Annotated in this window: 13 protein-coding genes; 9 read left to right on the top strand and 4 right to left on the bottom strand. The window is 56.0% G+C overall.

Going from position 1 to position 14,388, the window contains the following annotated elements:
• Positions 1 to 40: 40 nt before the first annotated feature.
• A complete protein-coding gene (gene yigI / locus ACMWKA_RS20100) occupies positions 41 to 508 on the bottom strand; it encodes an acyl-CoA thioesterase YigI (protein ID WP_013099253.1) in 468 nt (155 codons plus the stop codon).
• 162 nt (positions 509 to 670) lie between these two features.
• Here yigI and pldA point away from each other — a divergent pair, with 162 nt between their 5' ends.
• From pldA to rhtC, 3 genes are all read left to right on the top strand, one after another.
• Positions 671 to 1,540, top strand: coding sequence for a phospholipase A (gene pldA, locus ACMWKA_RS20095; protein ID WP_013099252.1), 870 nt, complete (start codon positions 671 to 673; stop codon positions 1,538 to 1,540).
• A 90-nt stretch (positions 1,541 to 1,630) separates the two neighbouring features.
• Positions 1,631 to 3,460 (top strand): ATP-dependent DNA helicase RecQ, encoded by a 1,830-nt coding sequence (recQ, locus tag ACMWKA_RS20090; RefSeq protein ID WP_414760543.1) that lies wholly within the window; start codon positions 1,631 to 1,633, stop codon positions 3,458 to 3,460.
• Between the two features lie 61 nt (positions 3,461 to 3,521).
• Positions 3,522 to 4,142: a threonine export protein RhtC gene (gene rhtC / locus ACMWKA_RS20085; RefSeq protein WP_414760542.1), complete on the top strand. Its 621-nt coding sequence runs from the start codon at positions 3,522 to 3,524 to the stop codon at positions 4,140 to 4,142.
• On the opposite strand, the gene rhtB is transcribed toward rhtC, so the two are convergent.
• Positions 4,139 to 4,759, bottom strand: a complete 621-nt coding sequence (rhtB, locus tag ACMWKA_RS20080; RefSeq protein WP_013099249.1) for a homoserine/homoserine lactone efflux protein — start codon at positions 4,757 to 4,759, stop codon at positions 4,139 to 4,141. The two genes, rhtC and rhtB, sit on opposite strands and share 4 nt — an antisense overlap.
• A gap of 111 nt (positions 4,760 to 4,870) precedes the next feature.
• On the opposite strand from rhtB, the gene pldB reads away from it, so the two are divergent.
• From pldB to ACMWKA_RS20065, 3 genes are all read left to right on the top strand, one after another.
• On the top strand, positions 4,871 to 5,863 hold the full coding sequence (pldB, locus tag ACMWKA_RS20075; protein WP_013099248.1) for a lysophospholipase L2: 993 nt from the start codon (positions 4,871 to 4,873) through the stop codon (positions 5,861 to 5,863).
• Between the two features lie 25 nt (positions 5,864 to 5,888).
• Positions 5,889 to 6,689, top strand: coding sequence for a sugar/pyridoxal phosphate phosphatase YigL (gene yigL, locus ACMWKA_RS20070; RefSeq protein ID WP_013099247.1), 801 nt, complete (start codon positions 5,889 to 5,891; stop codon positions 6,687 to 6,689).
• Between the two features lie 82 nt (positions 6,690 to 6,771).
• Positions 6,772 to 7,671, top strand: coding sequence for a carboxylate/amino acid/amine transporter (locus tag ACMWKA_RS20065; protein ID WP_023621553.1), 900 nt, complete (start codon positions 6,772 to 6,774; stop codon positions 7,669 to 7,671).
• Here ACMWKA_RS20065 and metR read toward each other — a convergent pair.
• Complete coding sequence (gene metR / locus ACMWKA_RS20060) at positions 7,559 to 8,512, bottom strand: HTH-type transcriptional regulator MetR (protein ID WP_013099245.1); 954 nt, start codon at positions 8,510 to 8,512, stop codon at positions 7,559 to 7,561. The genes ACMWKA_RS20065 and metR overlap by 113 nt on opposite strands.
• A gap of 115 nt (positions 8,513 to 8,627) precedes the next feature.
• Between metR and metE the strand changes: the two genes are divergently transcribed.
• Positions 8,628 to 10,889 (top strand): 5-methyltetrahydropteroyltriglutamate--homocysteine S-methyltransferase, encoded by a 2,262-nt coding sequence (gene metE, locus ACMWKA_RS20055; RefSeq protein ID WP_284156435.1) that lies wholly within the window; start codon positions 8,628 to 8,630, stop codon positions 10,887 to 10,889.
• 59 nt (positions 10,890 to 10,948) lie between these two features.
• Here metE and ACMWKA_RS20050 read toward each other — a convergent pair whose 3' ends face one another.
• Complete coding sequence (locus ACMWKA_RS20050; RefSeq protein ID WP_013099243.1) at positions 10,949 to 11,755, bottom strand: dienelactone hydrolase family protein; 807 nt, start codon at positions 11,753 to 11,755, stop codon at positions 10,949 to 10,951.
• Positions 11,756 to 12,010: 255 nt separating this feature from the next.
• On the opposite strand from ACMWKA_RS20050, the gene udp reads away from it, so the two are divergent.
• Positions 12,011 to 12,772, top strand: a complete 762-nt coding sequence (udp, locus tag ACMWKA_RS20045) for a uridine phosphorylase (protein WP_248048888.1) — start codon at positions 12,011 to 12,013, stop codon at positions 12,770 to 12,772.
• Between the two features lie 138 nt (positions 12,773 to 12,910).
• Positions 12,911 to 14,368: a DNA recombination protein RmuC gene (gene rmuC / locus ACMWKA_RS20040; protein WP_058683735.1), complete on the top strand. Its 1,458-nt coding sequence runs from the start codon at positions 12,911 to 12,913 to the stop codon at positions 14,366 to 14,368.
• The last annotated feature ends 20 nt before the right edge of the window (positions 14,369 to 14,388 follow it).

Here is a 14,388-nt window from a genome sequence, read left to right as displayed (position 1 = left end):
GTGACAAAAAAGTGAATTAACTTTACCCGATTTTTCAGCTTCAACCCACCATATAAGTGGCGGTTGCGCTGGCGATATAAAGTTGTTCTTCGTTATGCAATTCAACACGCGCCACGGCGACCTTATTACCCGCACGGAGCAGGCTGCTGCTGCAGGTGAAGCGGTTTCCGCGCCCGGGACGCAGATAATCGACGCGTAAATCGATGGTACCCATGCGGGATAAGCGCTGACGCAGCTCGTCTTCGTTGATGGTGTCATGGCGGGTCAGGGTGCTGCCAACACATACCAGCCCTGCAGCCACGTCCAGCGCGGAGGCAATCACCCCGCCATGTAAAATGCTCTGTGCCCAGTTGCCTACCATCATCGGCTGGTTGTTAAAACTGAGCTGTGCAAAGTCTTTTTCGTAACGCTCCAGCTCCAGTCCCAGCGCACGGTTAAACGGCATATGGTAAACAAAAATCTCGCCCACGAGTTTTAACGCTTCTTCAGCGGTTAGCATGGCTGACATGAGACATTACATCCTTAATGTTAATAAAATGTTGATTTTATGCCCGGGTAGGCAAGAATGCCACTTTCAGAAACGAGGATGCAGCAGTTGCTGCAGAAGTCTGTAGAATGTGCGCCATATAACGATTCAGATCATTTAACATTTTGCAGGAGAACACCACCGATGCGGACGTATCTGGCAGGGTTACTGGCAGCGGTTGCGCTGCCCCTCACAGCCTATGCGCAGGAAGCGACAGTCAAAGAGGTGCATGATACGCCAGCAGTTCGCGGTAGCATTATCGCTAACCTGCTGCAGGAGCATGATAATCCCTTCACGCTCTACCCGTACGACACCAACTATGTGCTCTATACCTGGACCAGCGATCTCAACAAAGAGGCGATTCGCTCCTATGACTGGGCTGAGAATGCGCGCAAAGATGAGGTGAAATATCAGCTCAGCCTCGCGTTTCCGTTCTGGCGCGGCATTCTGGGGCCGAATTCGGTTCTCGGTGCGTCTTATACCCAGAAATCCTGGTGGCAGCTTTCCAATAGCGGTGAATCTTCACCGTTCCGTGAAACCAACTATGAGCCACAGCTGTTCCTGGGGTTCGCCACGGATTATGAGTTTGCTGGCTGGACATTGCGTGACGTTGAAGTGGGCTTCAACCATGACTCCAACGGCCGTTCCGATCCAACCTCACGTAGCTGGAACCGCGCCTATACGCGCCTGATGGCGCAAAACGGTAATATGATGGTGGAAGTGAAGCCGTGGTACGTGGTGGGCAGCACCGATGACAACCCGGATATCACCAAATATATGGGCTACTATCAGCTCAGGATTGGCTATCAGCTGGGTGATGCGGTGCTGAGCGCCAGGGGCCAGTACAACTGGAACACCGGTTACGGCGGCGCAGAAGTGGGCTTAAGCTACCCGATGACCAAACACGTGCGTATTTATACGCAGGTCTACAGCGGTTACGGCGAGTCGCTCATCGATTACAACTTCAATCAGACCCGCGTGGGTGTCGGCGTGATGCTGAACGATATTTTCTAAGACGCTCGAATGTTTTTGCGTTAAACGTTGAAGTTTCTCTCTCAGGCGCTGAAAATAGCGCCTGTTTCATTTCTGGCATATGGGGTTAACGTGGCGCAGGCGGAAGTATTGAATCAGGAGTCGCTGGCTAAACAGGTTATGCATGAAACCTTTGGCTACCAGCAGTTCCGTCCTGGCCAGGAAACCATCATTGAAACCGTGCTGGAAGGCCGTGATTGCCTGGTGGTAATGCCGACCGGTGGCGGTAAATCGCTCTGCTATCAGGTGCCCGCGCTGGTACTTAATGGCCTGACGGTCGTGGTATCGCCGCTGATTTCTCTGATGAAAGACCAGGTTGACCAGCTGCTCGCCAACGGCGTGGCGGCGGCCTGTCTTAACTCCACGCAAACCCGCGAGCAGCAGCAAGAGGTGATGGCCGGTTGCCGTACCGGACAGGTTCGCTTGCTGTATATCGCACCAGAACGGTTGATGCTGGATAACTTCCTCGACCATCTGGCGCACTGGAATCCCGTTCTGCTGGCCGTTGATGAAGCACACTGTATCTCGCAGTGGGGCCACGATTTCCGCCCGGAATATGCGGCACTTGGTCAGCTGCGTCAGCGCTTCCCTGAACTGCCGTTTATGGCGCTGACCGCCACGGCAGATGACACCACGCGGCTGGATATCGTCCGCCTGCTGGGGCTGAACGACCCGCTGATCCAGGTCAGCAGCTTCGACCGCCCGAACATCCGCTATATGCTGATGGAAAAATTTAAGCCGCTGGATCAGCTTCTGCGCTATGTGCAGGAGCAACGCGGCAAGTCAGGCATCATCTACTGCAATAGCCGCGCGAAGGTGGAAGACACCGCTGCGCGTCTGCAAAACCGCGGCTTTAGCGCGGCGGCCTATCATGCCGGGTTAGAAAACCACATCCGCGCCGACGTGCAGGAAAAATTCCAGCGTGATGACCTGCAGATTGTGGTGGCGACGGTGGCGTTCGGCATGGGCATTAACAAGCCCAACGTCCGCTTTGTGGTGCACTTCGACATTCCGCGAAATATCGAATCCTACTACCAGGAAACCGGCCGCGCCGGCCGTGATGGCCTGCCTGCGGAAGCGATGCTGTTTTACGATCCGGCCGATATGGCGTGGCTGCGCCGCTGCCTTGAAGAGAAACCGCAGGGACAGCTGCAGGATATCGAGCGTCACAAACTCAACGCCATGGGCGCGTTTGCGGAAGCGCAGACCTGCCGTCGTCTGGTGCTGCTCAACTACTTTGGTGAAGGGCGTCAGGAGCCGTGCGGCAACTGCGATATCTGTCTCGACCCGCCAAAGCAGTACGATGGCCTGATGGACGCGCGTAAGGCACTTTCGACCATTTACCGTGTTAATCAGCGCTTCGGGATGGGCTACGTGGTGGAAGTGCTGCGCGGCGCCAATAACCAGCGTATCCGCGACATGGGCCACGATAAGCTACCTGTCTACGGTATTGGCAAAGACCAGAGCCACGAGCATTGGGTCAGCATTATTCGTCAGTTGATTCACCTCGGTTTTGCCACACAGAACATCGCCCAGCACTCCGCGCTTCAGCTCACCGAAGCCGCGCGCCCGGTGCTGCGTGGGGATGTTGAACTCAAGCTCGCCGTGCCGCGCGTAGTGGCCCTGAAACCGCGGGTGATGCAGAAATCCTACGGCGGTAACTACGACCGCAAGCTGTTTGCCAAACTGCGCAAGCTGCGTAAAGCGATTGCCGATGAAGAGAACATTCCGCCATATGTGGTCTTCAACGACGCGACGCTGATCGAGATGGCCGAGCAGATGCCGCTCAGCGCCAGCGAAATGCTCAGCGTCAACGGCGTGGGCACGCGCAAGCTGGAGCGCTTTGGTAAAGAATTCATGGCGCTCATCCGTTCACATGTCGATGGTGATGATGAGGAGTAGTCAGCCGCGCAAAAAAGTGCCAGGATGATGACTCACTGAATTATTTCCCCGCGAGCGAATTATGTTAATGCTATTTCTTACCGTGGCGTTGGTGCACATTGTTGCGCTGATGAGCCCGGGCCCTGACTTTTTCTTCGTGTCACAAACCGCCGTCAGCCGCTCCCGCAAAGAAGCAATGATGGGGGTGTTGGGTATCACTATGGGTGTTATGGTCTGGGCGGCCGTGGCGCTGCTTGGCCTGAACCTCATCCTGGCGAAGATGGCGTGGCTGCATGACATCATCATGGTCGGTGGCGGTCTGTACCTGTGCTGGATGGGCTACCAGATGCTGCGCGGGGCGCTGAAGAAAGAAGAGAAAAAACCGCAAGAGCCAAAGGTTGAGCTGGCAACGGGCGGCCGTAGCTTTGTTAAAGGGCTGCTGACCAACCTGGCGAACCCGAAAGCGATTATCTATTTCGGTTCCGTCTTCTCCCTGTTCGTGGGCGACAGCGTGGGCGCGGGTGCACGCTGGGGTATCTTCCTGCTGATTGTGGTTGAGACGTTTGCGTGGTTCACCGTTGTTGCCAGCCTGTTTGCCTTACCGGCGATGCGCCGTGGCTATCAGCGCATCGCGAAGTGGATTGACGGCTTCGCCGGCGCGCTGTTCGCCGGCTTTGGTATCCATCTTATTATCTCTCGCTAAGCATGACGCGCTGACGCAAGCAGCGCGCCAACCAGCATAAACAGCGAACCAAACACTTTGTTCAGGGCCTTCATTTGCTTAGGCCCTTTAATCCATGCTGCAATCCGCTGCGCCAGCGTCGCATAGCCAATCATCACAATAATATCGACAACAATGGTGGTCACGCCCAGGACTACGTACTGCATTACTTGCGGCTGATGCGGGACGATAAACTGCGGGAACAGGGCAGCCAGAAAAACGATGCTTTTTGGGTTGGTCAGATTCACAAACACCGCCCGCTTAAACAGGCGACCGCGCGTTTGCGTCCGGGCAAGAGTGTTGAGGTCAATTGAGCCTGCTGCGCGCCACTGCTGAATGCCGAGCCAAATCAGATATGCCGCACCGGCCCATTTCAGCACTTCAAATGCCAGCACCGAGCGGGAGAAGAGCGTCCCTAAACCCACGCCCACCAGCACAATGTGAATCCCCAGTCCGGTTTGCAAACCGGCAATGGATGCTGCCGCCCCGCGATAACCGTGGTTAATGGAGGTTGTCATGGTATTAATTGCCCCCGAACCCGGTGACAGGCTGAGGATGATGGATGTCAGCAGGTAAGCGAACCACCACTCGAAGGTCATTTGAAACTCCCGAATCGTCTGTTTTTATGCCACAATACGCTATTGTTGAGTCATTTTGTGACCAGTTACGAAAAAAACGATATTCCCTGAATGACGGGGGGTGGAAACCCGATGTTGCAGCAGAAAAAGGACTGGGAAACACGAGAAAACGCATTTGCTGCTTTCTCCATGGGGCCGCTGACCGATTTCTGGCGTCAGCGTGAGGAAGATGAGTTTACGGGCGTCGGGAATATCCCGGTGCGCTTTGTTCGTTTCCGTGATGAAAAAAATGACCGGGTGATTGTGGTCTGCCCCGGGCGTATCGAAAGCTACATCAAATATGCCGAGCTGGCGTACGACCTGTTCCATCTGGGTTTTGACGTGTTAATTATCGACCATCGCGGGCAGGGGCTTTCTGGTCGAATGTTGCCGGATACCCATCGCGGCCACGTAGATAACTTCAGCGATTATGTCGACGATCTTGCTGCCTTCTGGCAGCAGGAAGTGCAGCCCGGCCCGTGGCGTAAGCGCTATATTCTTGCGCACTCCATGGGCGGCGCGATCTCTACGCTCTTTTTGCAGCGCTACGATCACCAGTGCGATGCCATTGCGCTGACCGCGCCGATGTATGGCATTGTGATACGTTTTCCGGACTGGATGGTGCGCCATCTTCTCGACTGGGCTGAGGGCCATCAGCGCATTCGTGAAGGCTACGCCATCGGAACAGGGCGCTGGCGGGCTTTGCCGTTTGCCCTCAACGTCTTAACCCATAGCCGTCAGCGTTATCGCCGCAACCTGCGCTTCTATGCCGATGAGCCTCGCTTGCGCGTTGGCGGCCCCACCTGGCACTGGGTGCGGGAGGGGATACATGCAGGGGAGCAGGTTCTGGCGGGTGTTGGTGATGATGACACGCCGACACTCCTGATTCAGGCTGAAGAAGAGCGTGTGGTGGATAACCGCATGCATGACCGTTTTTGTGAACTGCGCGCTGCCGCCGGTCACCCTTGTGAAGGGGGTAAACCGCTGGTCATCAACGGCGCGTACCATGAGATCCTTTTTGAAAAGGACGCTATGCGCTCAGTCGCGCTTAACGCCATCGTCGAGTTTTTCGACCGGCATAACTGATTTTCTATTGAGGTTAAATTTTCCTATGTACCAGGTTGTTGCATCTGATTTAGATGGCACGCTGCTTTCCCCCGACCACACCCTGTCGCCGTACGCGAAAGAGACCTTAAAGCTGCTGACTGCCCGTGGCGTGCACTTTGTGTTTGCCACCGGGCGCCACCACGTGGATGTGGGGCAGATCCGCGATAATCTTGAGATTAAATCGTACATGATCACCTCCAACGGTGCGCGTGTTCACGACACCGATGGCAATCTGATCTTTACCCACAACCTGGATCGCGATATTGCCGCCGATCTGTTCGGTGTGGTGCACAATAATCCGGCTATCGTCACGAACGTTTACCGCGACGATGACTGGTTCATGAACCGCCACCGCCCGGAAGAGATGCGCTTCTTCAAAGAAGCGGTGTTTAACTACTCCCTGTATGAGCCAGGTCTGCTCGAGCCGGAAGGGATCAGCAAAGTCTTCTTTACCTGCGAAAGTCACGAAGAACTGCTGCCGCTGGAGCAGGCGATCAACGCCCGCTGGGGCGATCGCGTCAACGTAAGTTTCTCCACGCTGACCTGCCTGGAAGTGATGGCGGGTGGCGTTTCCAAGGGGCACGCTCTGGAAGCGGTGGCCAAACGCATGGGCTTTGAGCTGAAAGACTGTATCGCCTTTGGTGATGGCATGAACGATGCTGAAATGCTCTCGATGGCGGGTAAAGGCTGCATCATGCAGAACGCGCACCAGCGCCTGAAAGACCTGCACCCGGAGCTGGAAGTGATCGGCACCAACGCAGACAATGCGGTACCAAAATATCTGCGCAAGCTGTTCCTTGAATAATCTTCATTTGGTTGTTTATTGCTCAGTTGTCAACTAAAGAGTTCGCTACAATGCCTCTCCTTCTTTCTGAGAGACAAGCATTGTGGCGCTACTCATTATCACCACTATCCTGTGGGCCTTCTCCTTTAGCCTGATTGGCGAATACCTTGCCGGATCGGTCGACAGCTATTTCTCGGTGCTGATGCGCGTGGGGCTGGCGGCGCTGGTGTTCCTGCCCTTTTTGCGTACGCGCGGACAATCCCTGCAAACCGTTTTGCTGTATATGCTGGTGGGGGCGATGCAGCTCGGCATCATGTATCTGTTCAGCTTTCGGGCGTATATCTACTTGTCCGTCTCGGAGTTCCTGCTCTTTACGGTGCTGACGCCGCTCTACATCACGCTGATTTACGACCTGCTCAGCAGGCGCCGTCTGCGTTGGGGCTATCTGTTGAGCGCGGCGCTGGCGGTGATTGGCGCGGCGATTATTCGCTACGATAAAGTGAGCGATCACTTCTGGACCGGCCTGATGTTCGTGCAGTTAGCAAACATCAGCTTCGCTATTGGTATGGTGGGCTACAAGCGCCTGATGGAAACCCGCCCGATGCCACAGCACAACGCGTTTGCCTGGTTCTATATGGGGGCGGCGGTGGTCGCGGTCGCAGCCTGGTTTATGTTGGGTAACCCGCAAAAATTACCTACCACCACTGTGCAGTGGGGCATTCTGGTCTGGCTGGGCGTGGTGGCCTCGGGGCTGGGGTACTTCATGTGGAACTATGGCGCAACTCAGGTAGACGCCGGTACGCTGGGCATCATGAACAACGTGCACGTGCCCGCGGGGCTACTGGTAAACCTTGCTATCTGGCAGCAACAGCCCCACTGGCCGAGTTTCCTTATTGGGGGAGCGGTGATCCTGGCTTCGCTGTGGGTACATCGCCGTTGGGTCGCTCCGCGCTCCGCACAAACGGAAGATGGTCGCACGCGTGGTTCCGCGTTGAGCGAATAAACGCTTCCGTGATCGGCTGACGCTGCTCGCCATCGCGCACGGCGGCGTACAGCCGGCTCCACAGTCCTTCTCCCAGGGTTTTGGTGACCACCAGGCCCTGGCGTTCAAAACTCTCTACTACCCAGTGCGGCAGCGCCGCGATGCCCATTCTGGCGGCAACCATCTGAATCAACAGCAACGTATTATCCACGCTTTTCAGCTGTGGGCTGATGCCCGCCGGCTGCAGGAAATGGCGCCAGATATCCAGGCGACTGCGCTGCACCGGGTATATCAGCAGCGTTTCAGTCGCCAGGTCTTCCGGGGTAATACGCGTCTTGCTGGCCAGCGGATGATCCGGTGCCAGCACCAGACGCACCTCATAATCGAACATTGGCGAATAATGCAGGCCGCTACGCGGCAGAATGTCTGACGTCATCACCAGATCCAGCTCGCCCTGCTGGAGTGACGGCTGCGGGTCAAACGTCACGCCGGAGGTAAAGTCCATTTCTACCTGCGGCCACTTCTGGCGGAAGTTCTCAAGCGCGGGGGTCAGCCACTGAATACAGCTGTGGCACTCAATGGCGATACGCAATTTAGTTTGCTGCGGCTCATTGCAGGACTGAAGCGCGCTGGCAATTTGCGGCAGCACCTGATTTGCCAGCTGCAGGAGGATCTCGCCCTGGGGAGTAAAGCGCAGCGGCTGGCTCTTACGCACAAAAAGACGAAAGCCGAGACGTTGTTCCAGATCGCTGAACTGGTGAGAAAGGGCGGACTGAGTCTGGTGCAGTGAGGCCGCCGCCGCCGCGAGAGAACCGCAGTTTCGCAACGCTTGTAGCGTTTTCAGGTGTTTTATCTCGATCATGAAAGTCCTTCACTTCGCCATGAACATTTTGCGCTTGAGGAATATACAGTACCTGCCAATTATAGATGTGTAAACATCTGGACGTCTAAATAACGAATTTCACAAGGGGCATGACATGACAATCCGCAATCACACTCTCGGTTTCCCTCGCGTTGGCCTGCGTCGCGAGCTGAAAAAAGCACAAGAAAGCTACTGGGCAGGAAACACCACGCGTGAAGAGCTGCTGGCAGTGGGCCGCGAACTGCGTGCCCGCCACTGGGAGCAGCAAAAACAGGCGGGCGTAGACCTGCTGCCGGTGGGCGATTTCGCCTGGTACGACCATGTTCTGACGACCAGCCTGCTGCTTGGCAATGTCCCGGCTCGTCATCAGAACAACGATGGATCGGTAGATATCGACACGCTGTTCCGCATCGGCCGTGGCCGTGCACCAACCGGTGAGCCAGCGGCAGCGGCGGAAATGACCAAGTGGTTTAACACCAACTATCACTATATGGTGCCGGAGTTTGTTAAAGATCAGCAGTTCAAACTGACCTGGACCCAGTTGCTGGATGAAGTGGACGAAGCGCTGGCGCTGGGGCACCAGGTGAAACCGGTGCTGCTGGGGCCAGTGACCTACCTGTGGTTAGGAAAAGTCAAAGGCGAGCCGTTCGATCGTCTGAGCCTGCTGAAGGATATCCTGCCGGTATACAAACAGGTGCTGATTGAGCTGGGCAAACGCGGTATTCAGTGGGTGCAAATCGACGAACCGGCGCTGGTGCTCGAGCTGCCGCAAGCGTGGCTCGATGCCTTCAAACCGGCTTACGATGCACTGACCGGGCAGGTAAAGCTGCTGCTTACCACCTACTTTGAAGGTGTGACGCCGAACCTCGGCACCATCACCAAATTGCCAGTGCAGGGCCTGCACGTTGACCTGGTGCATGGAAAAGATGATGTTGCAGAACTGCACAAGCGCCTGCCAGCGGAGTGGCTGCTCTCTGCCGGGCTGGTGAACGGTCGTAACGTCTGGCGCGCCGATCTGACAGAAAAATATGCTCAGATTAAGGACATCGTCGGCAAACGTGAGCTATGGGTGGCCTCTTCGTGTTCACTGCTGCACAGCCCTATCGATCTCAGCGTTGAAACCCGCCTGGATGCGGAAGTGAAAAGCTGGTTTGCCTTTGCCTTGCAGAAATGTGAAGAGCTGACTCTGCTGCGTGACGCCCTGAACAGCGGTGACACGGCGGCGATTACCGAATGGAGCGCTCCGATTCAGGCCCGTCGTCATTCGTCTCGCGTTCACAACCCGGCGGTGGAAAAACGTCTGGCGGCTATCACCGCGCAGGACAGCCAGCGTCAAAGCCCCTATGAAGTGCGTGCAGAAGCCCAGCGCGCCCGTTTCAACTTGCCTGCGTGGCCAACCACCACCATCGGTTCCTTCCCGCAAACTACCGAGATCCGCGGCCTGCGCCTGGACTTCAAAAAGGGCAACCTTGATGCGGCCAACTACCGCACCGGCATCGCGGAACATATCAAACAGGCGATTGTGGAGCAGGAGCGCTTAGGCCTGGACGTGCTGGTTCACGGGGAGGCAGAGCGTAACGACATGGTGGAGTACTTCGGTGAACATCTGGACGGTTTCGTCTTTACCCAAAACGGCTGGGTACAGAGCTATGGTTCCCGCTGTGTAAAACCACCGGTGGTGATCGGTGACGTCAGCCGTCCGCACCCGATCACCGTCGAATGGGCTAAATATGCCCAGTCCCTGACCGACAAGCCGGTAAAAGGCATGTTGACCGGTCCGGTGACCATTCTTTGCTGGTCCTTCCCGCGTGAGGACGTGACCCGTGAAACCATCGCGAAGCAAATTGCGCTGGCGCTGCGCGATGAAGTGGCGGATCTGGAAGCGGCGGGGATTGGCATCATCCAGATTGACGAACCGGCCCTGCGCGAGGGATTACCGCTGCGTCGCAGCGACTGGGACGCCTACCTGCAGTGGGGTGTGGAAGCGTTCCGCATCAATGCCGCAGTGGCGAAGGACGACACGCAGATCCACACCCACATGTGTTACTGCGAATTTAACGACATCATGGATTCCATCGCCGCACTGGATGCCGACGTGATCACCATCGAGACCTCGCGTTCAGATATGGAACTGCTGGAGTCATTCGAAGAGTTCGATTATCCGAACGAAATTGGGCCGGGCGTATATGACATTCACTCCCCGAACGTGCCGAGCGTGGAGTGGATCGAAGCCCTGCTGAAGAAAGCCGCCCAGCGCATTCCGGCAGAGCGCCTGTGGGTGAACCCGGACTGCGGTCTGAAAACCCGCGGCTGGCCGGAAACCCGCGCGGCGCTGGCGAATATGGTGAAAGCGGCGCAGAATTTGCGTCAGGGTTAAGACAGAGTCGATCCCATTATGTAGCCCGGTAAGGCATCGCCGCCACCGGGCTTTTATGTTTACGCTTTCTTGCCGCCGTACTGGCTAAACCACGCCAGCATCCGCTGCCAGCCATCTTTGGCTGATTCCGCGTGATAGCTCGGACGATAATCGGCGTTAAACGCGTGTCCGGCATCCGGGTACACGACAATGTCGGCCTTTGCATTCGCCGCGCGTAGCGCATGGCGCATGGTCTCTACCGTATCGAGTGGAATACCCGTGTCCTGACCTCCGTACAGTCCCAGCACCGGGGCATTTAAGTCTGTGGCGATATCAACCGGATGTTTTGGCGAGTTCAGCGTTTTTTCGCCCACCAGTTTACCGTACCAGGCCACAGCAGCTTTCAGCTGCGGATTGTGCGCGGCATACAGCCAGCTAATGCGTCCGCCCCAGCAGAACCCCGTTATCATCAGTCGATGCGCATCACCGCCGTTACGCGCCGCCCAGTTGGCAACATGATCCAGATCGGCCAGCACCTGTGCATCCGGCACTTTACTGACCAGGTTGCTCAAAAGCGTTGGGATATCGCTGTAGTCGTTCGGATCGCCCTGACGGAAATAGAGCTCTGGCGCAACGGCCAGGTAACCTTCCAGCGCCAGTCGGCGGCAGAGGTCGCGAATATGTTCGTGAACGCCGAAAATTTCCTGAACCACAATCACGATCGGCAGCGGACCGTCTGCCGATGCTGGTCGCGCGTGGTAAGCAGGCATATTTTCCCCCTGCGAGGGAATAGAGGTCTCTCCCGCCGTAATGGCGTCTTCAGGCGTTGAGACGATGGTTGAGGCATGCGGAGCCGCAGCAGGTGCAAAACCGGTTTTTTCAGTCATGGCATTCTCCGTACCAATGAGTTAGCGCAAAGGTAAATATAGACACCAGGTTAACAACCCACAGTGCCTTAAACGGTCTATCTTTTGTGCAGCACACCACGATATAACTTGTTAATGTGATGTAAATCACTCTTTTATGGAAATCTACTGCAATCATTTTCATTCATGGTGAGATGTGTCACGAAATTATGCGTATCGCTTCTGTAAAGTACCGTTTTACTTCTTCTGACTAACCGACCCACAGAGGAGTCACCTATGTCTAAGTCTGATGTTTTTCATCTCGGCCTCACCAAAAACGATTTACAAGGGGCTACGCTCGCGATCGTCCCGGGCGATCCTGAGCGTGTGGAAAAGATCGCCGCGCTGATGGATAAGCCGGTTAAGCTGGCAGCCCATCGTGAATTCACCACCTGGCGTGCAGAGCTCGATGGTAAGGCCGTGATTGTGTGCTCTACCGGTATCGGTGGCCCATCTACCTCCATTGCCGTTGAAGAACTGGCGCAGCTGGGCATCCGGACGTTCCTGCGTATCGGGACGACCGGTGCGATCCAGCCGAATATCAACGTGGGTGATGTATTGGTGACTACCGCGTCCGTGCGTCTGGACGGGGCGAGTCTGCACTTTGCACCAATGGAATTCCCGGCGGTTGCCGATTTTGAATGTACGACGGCGCTGGTTGAAGCAGCGAAATCCGTTGGCGCAACCACGCACGTGGGCGTAACCGCCTCGTCGGACACCTTCTACCCGGGTCAGGAGCGTTACGACACCTTCTCTGGCCGTGTGGTGAGCCGTTTTAAAGGCTCTATGGAAGAGTGGCAGTCTATGGGCGTGATGAACTATGAAATGGAATCTGCAACGCTGCTGACCATGTGCGCAAGCCAGGGTCTGCGTGCCGGTATGGTGGCGGGGGTTATCGTCAATCGTACCCAGCAGGAAATCCCGAACGCCGAAACCATGAAACAAACCGAAAGTCATGCGGTAAAAATCGTGGTTGAAGCGGCCCGTCGTCTGATCTAATCCTCTCTTCTGACATCAAAGGCCGACACGTTCGGCCTTTATTTTTTGCGTAGCGCCTCGCAGGAAAACCCTTTCAAACTGGACGTTTATACAGCACAATCTTATTTTGTGCGGTAATACGTTGATGCAGGGGGCATTGTGGATCTCTCAATTCTGATTTACGCGGTGATTGCGCTCGCGGGCGTGGCGATAGGCTGGCTGATTTCCAGCTATCAGCACGCGCAGCAAAAGGCCGATCAGCTGGCAGAGCGTGAAGAGATAGTCGCCGAGTTAAGCGCGACAAAACAGCAACTTGCGCTGAGTGAACACTGGCGAGACGAGTGCGAGTTACTCAACAACGAACTGCGCAATCTGCGTGATATCAACACCTCACTGGAAGCCGATCTCCGTGAAGTCACGACCCGCCTGGAATCCACTCAACTGCATGCGGAAGACAAAATCCGCCAGATGATGAACAGCGAGCAGCGCCTCAGCGAACAGTTTGAGAATCTCGCGAACCGCATTTTTGAGCACAGCAACCGCCGCGTTGACGAACAAAACCGCCAGAGTCTGAACAGTCTCCTGACGCCTCTGCGTGAGCAACTGGACGGTTTCCGTCGTCAGGTGCAGGACAGCTTTGGTCAGGAGGCCCGCGAGCGGCACACCCTGGCACACGAAATTCGTAATCTGCAGCAGTTGAATGCACAAATGGCGCAGGAAGCGGTCAACCTGACCCGCGCCCTGAAAGGGGATAACAAAACGCAGGGTAACTGGGGTGAAGTCGTCCTCACGCGGGTGCTGGAAGCCTCTGGACTACGCGAAGGGTATGAATACGAAACCCAGGTCAGCATAGAAAACGATGCCCGCTCGCGAATGCAGCCAGATGTCATCGTGCGTCTTCCGCAGGGTAAAGATGTGGTGATTGATGCCAAAATGACGCTGGTGGCCTATGAGCGTTACTTCAACGCGGAGGATGACTACACCCGCGAATCGGCGTTGCAGGAGCACATTGCCTCCGTGCGGAACCATATTCGTCTGCTGGGCAGAAAAGACTATCAGCAGTTGCCGGGTTTGCGCTCGCTTGACTATGTTCTGATGTTTATCCCGGTAGAGCCTGCTTTTCTGCTGGCACTCGACAGACAGCCGGAACTGATAACTGAAGCGCTGAAAAACAACATTATGCTGGTCAGCCCCACCACGCTGCTGGTGGCGTTACGCACCATTGCCAACCTGTGGCGCTATGAACATCAGAGCCGCAACGCGCAGCAGATTGCCGATCGCGCCAGCAAGCTGTACGACAAAATGCGCCTCTTTGTGGATGATATGTCCTCGGTCGGGCAAAGCCTGGACCGCGCGCAGGACAACTACCGCCAGGCGATGAAAAAACTCGCCTCCGGGCGGGGTAATCTGCTGGCGCAAGCCGAAGCCTTCCGCGGCCTGGGGGTGGAGGTTAAACGCGAGATTAATCCGGAACTGGTTGAGCAAGCCACGGCACAGGAGGAAGAGTTTCGCCTGCGCGAAGGCGCTGATGGACAAAAGAGAGACAGTGAAGACAACGAGTTAGCGGCAGAGTTATCGCCAGACCCGCATCTGGCGCGTTTCTTACGTGGTGGTTGAAACGTAGGGCAAACGCGCCC

This window comes from Enterobacter sp. 03-F-07-AD-ECC (assembly GCF_047530935.1).
Lineage (GTDB): Bacteria > Pseudomonadota > Gammaproteobacteria > Enterobacterales > Enterobacteriaceae > Enterobacter > Enterobacter cloacae.
This window is presented reverse-complemented; position numbering and strand designations above follow the sequence as displayed.

Excerpts from the sequence above, each read along its gene's own strand:
- pldB (WP_013099248.1), top strand. The coding sequence starts at position 4,871 with ATGTTGCAGCAGAAAAAGGACTGGGAAACACGAGAAAACGCATTTGCT.
- metE (WP_284156435.1), top strand. The coding sequence starts at position 8,628 with ATGACAATCCGCAATCACACTCTCGGTTTCCCTCGCGTTGGCCTGCGT.
- pldA (WP_013099252.1), top strand. The coding sequence starts at position 671 with ATGCGGACGTATCTGGCAGGGTTACTGGCAGCGGTTGCGCTGCCCCTC.
- rhtC (WP_414760542.1), top strand. The coding sequence starts at position 3,522 with ATGTTAATGCTATTTCTTACCGTGGCGTTGGTGCACATTGTTGCGCTG.
- yigL (WP_013099247.1), top strand. The coding sequence starts at position 5,889 with ATGTACCAGGTTGTTGCATCTGATTTAGATGGCACGCTGCTTTCCCCC.
- metR (WP_013099245.1), bottom strand. The coding sequence starts at position 8,512 with ATGATCGAGATAAAACACCTGAAAACGCTACAAGCGTTGCGAAACTGC.
- udp (WP_248048888.1), top strand. The coding sequence starts at position 12,011 with ATGTCTAAGTCTGATGTTTTTCATCTCGGCCTCACCAAAAACGATTTA.
- rhtB (WP_013099249.1), bottom strand. The coding sequence starts at position 4,759 with ATGACCTTCGAGTGGTGGTTCGCTTACCTGCTGACATCCATCATCCTC.
- yigI (WP_013099253.1), bottom strand. The coding sequence starts at position 508 with ATGTCAGCCATGCTAACCGCTGAAGAAGCGTTAAAACTCGTGGGCGAG.
- ACMWKA_RS20050 (WP_013099243.1), bottom strand. The coding sequence starts at position 11,755 with ATGACTGAAAAAACCGGTTTTGCACCTGCTGCGGCTCCGCATGCCTCA.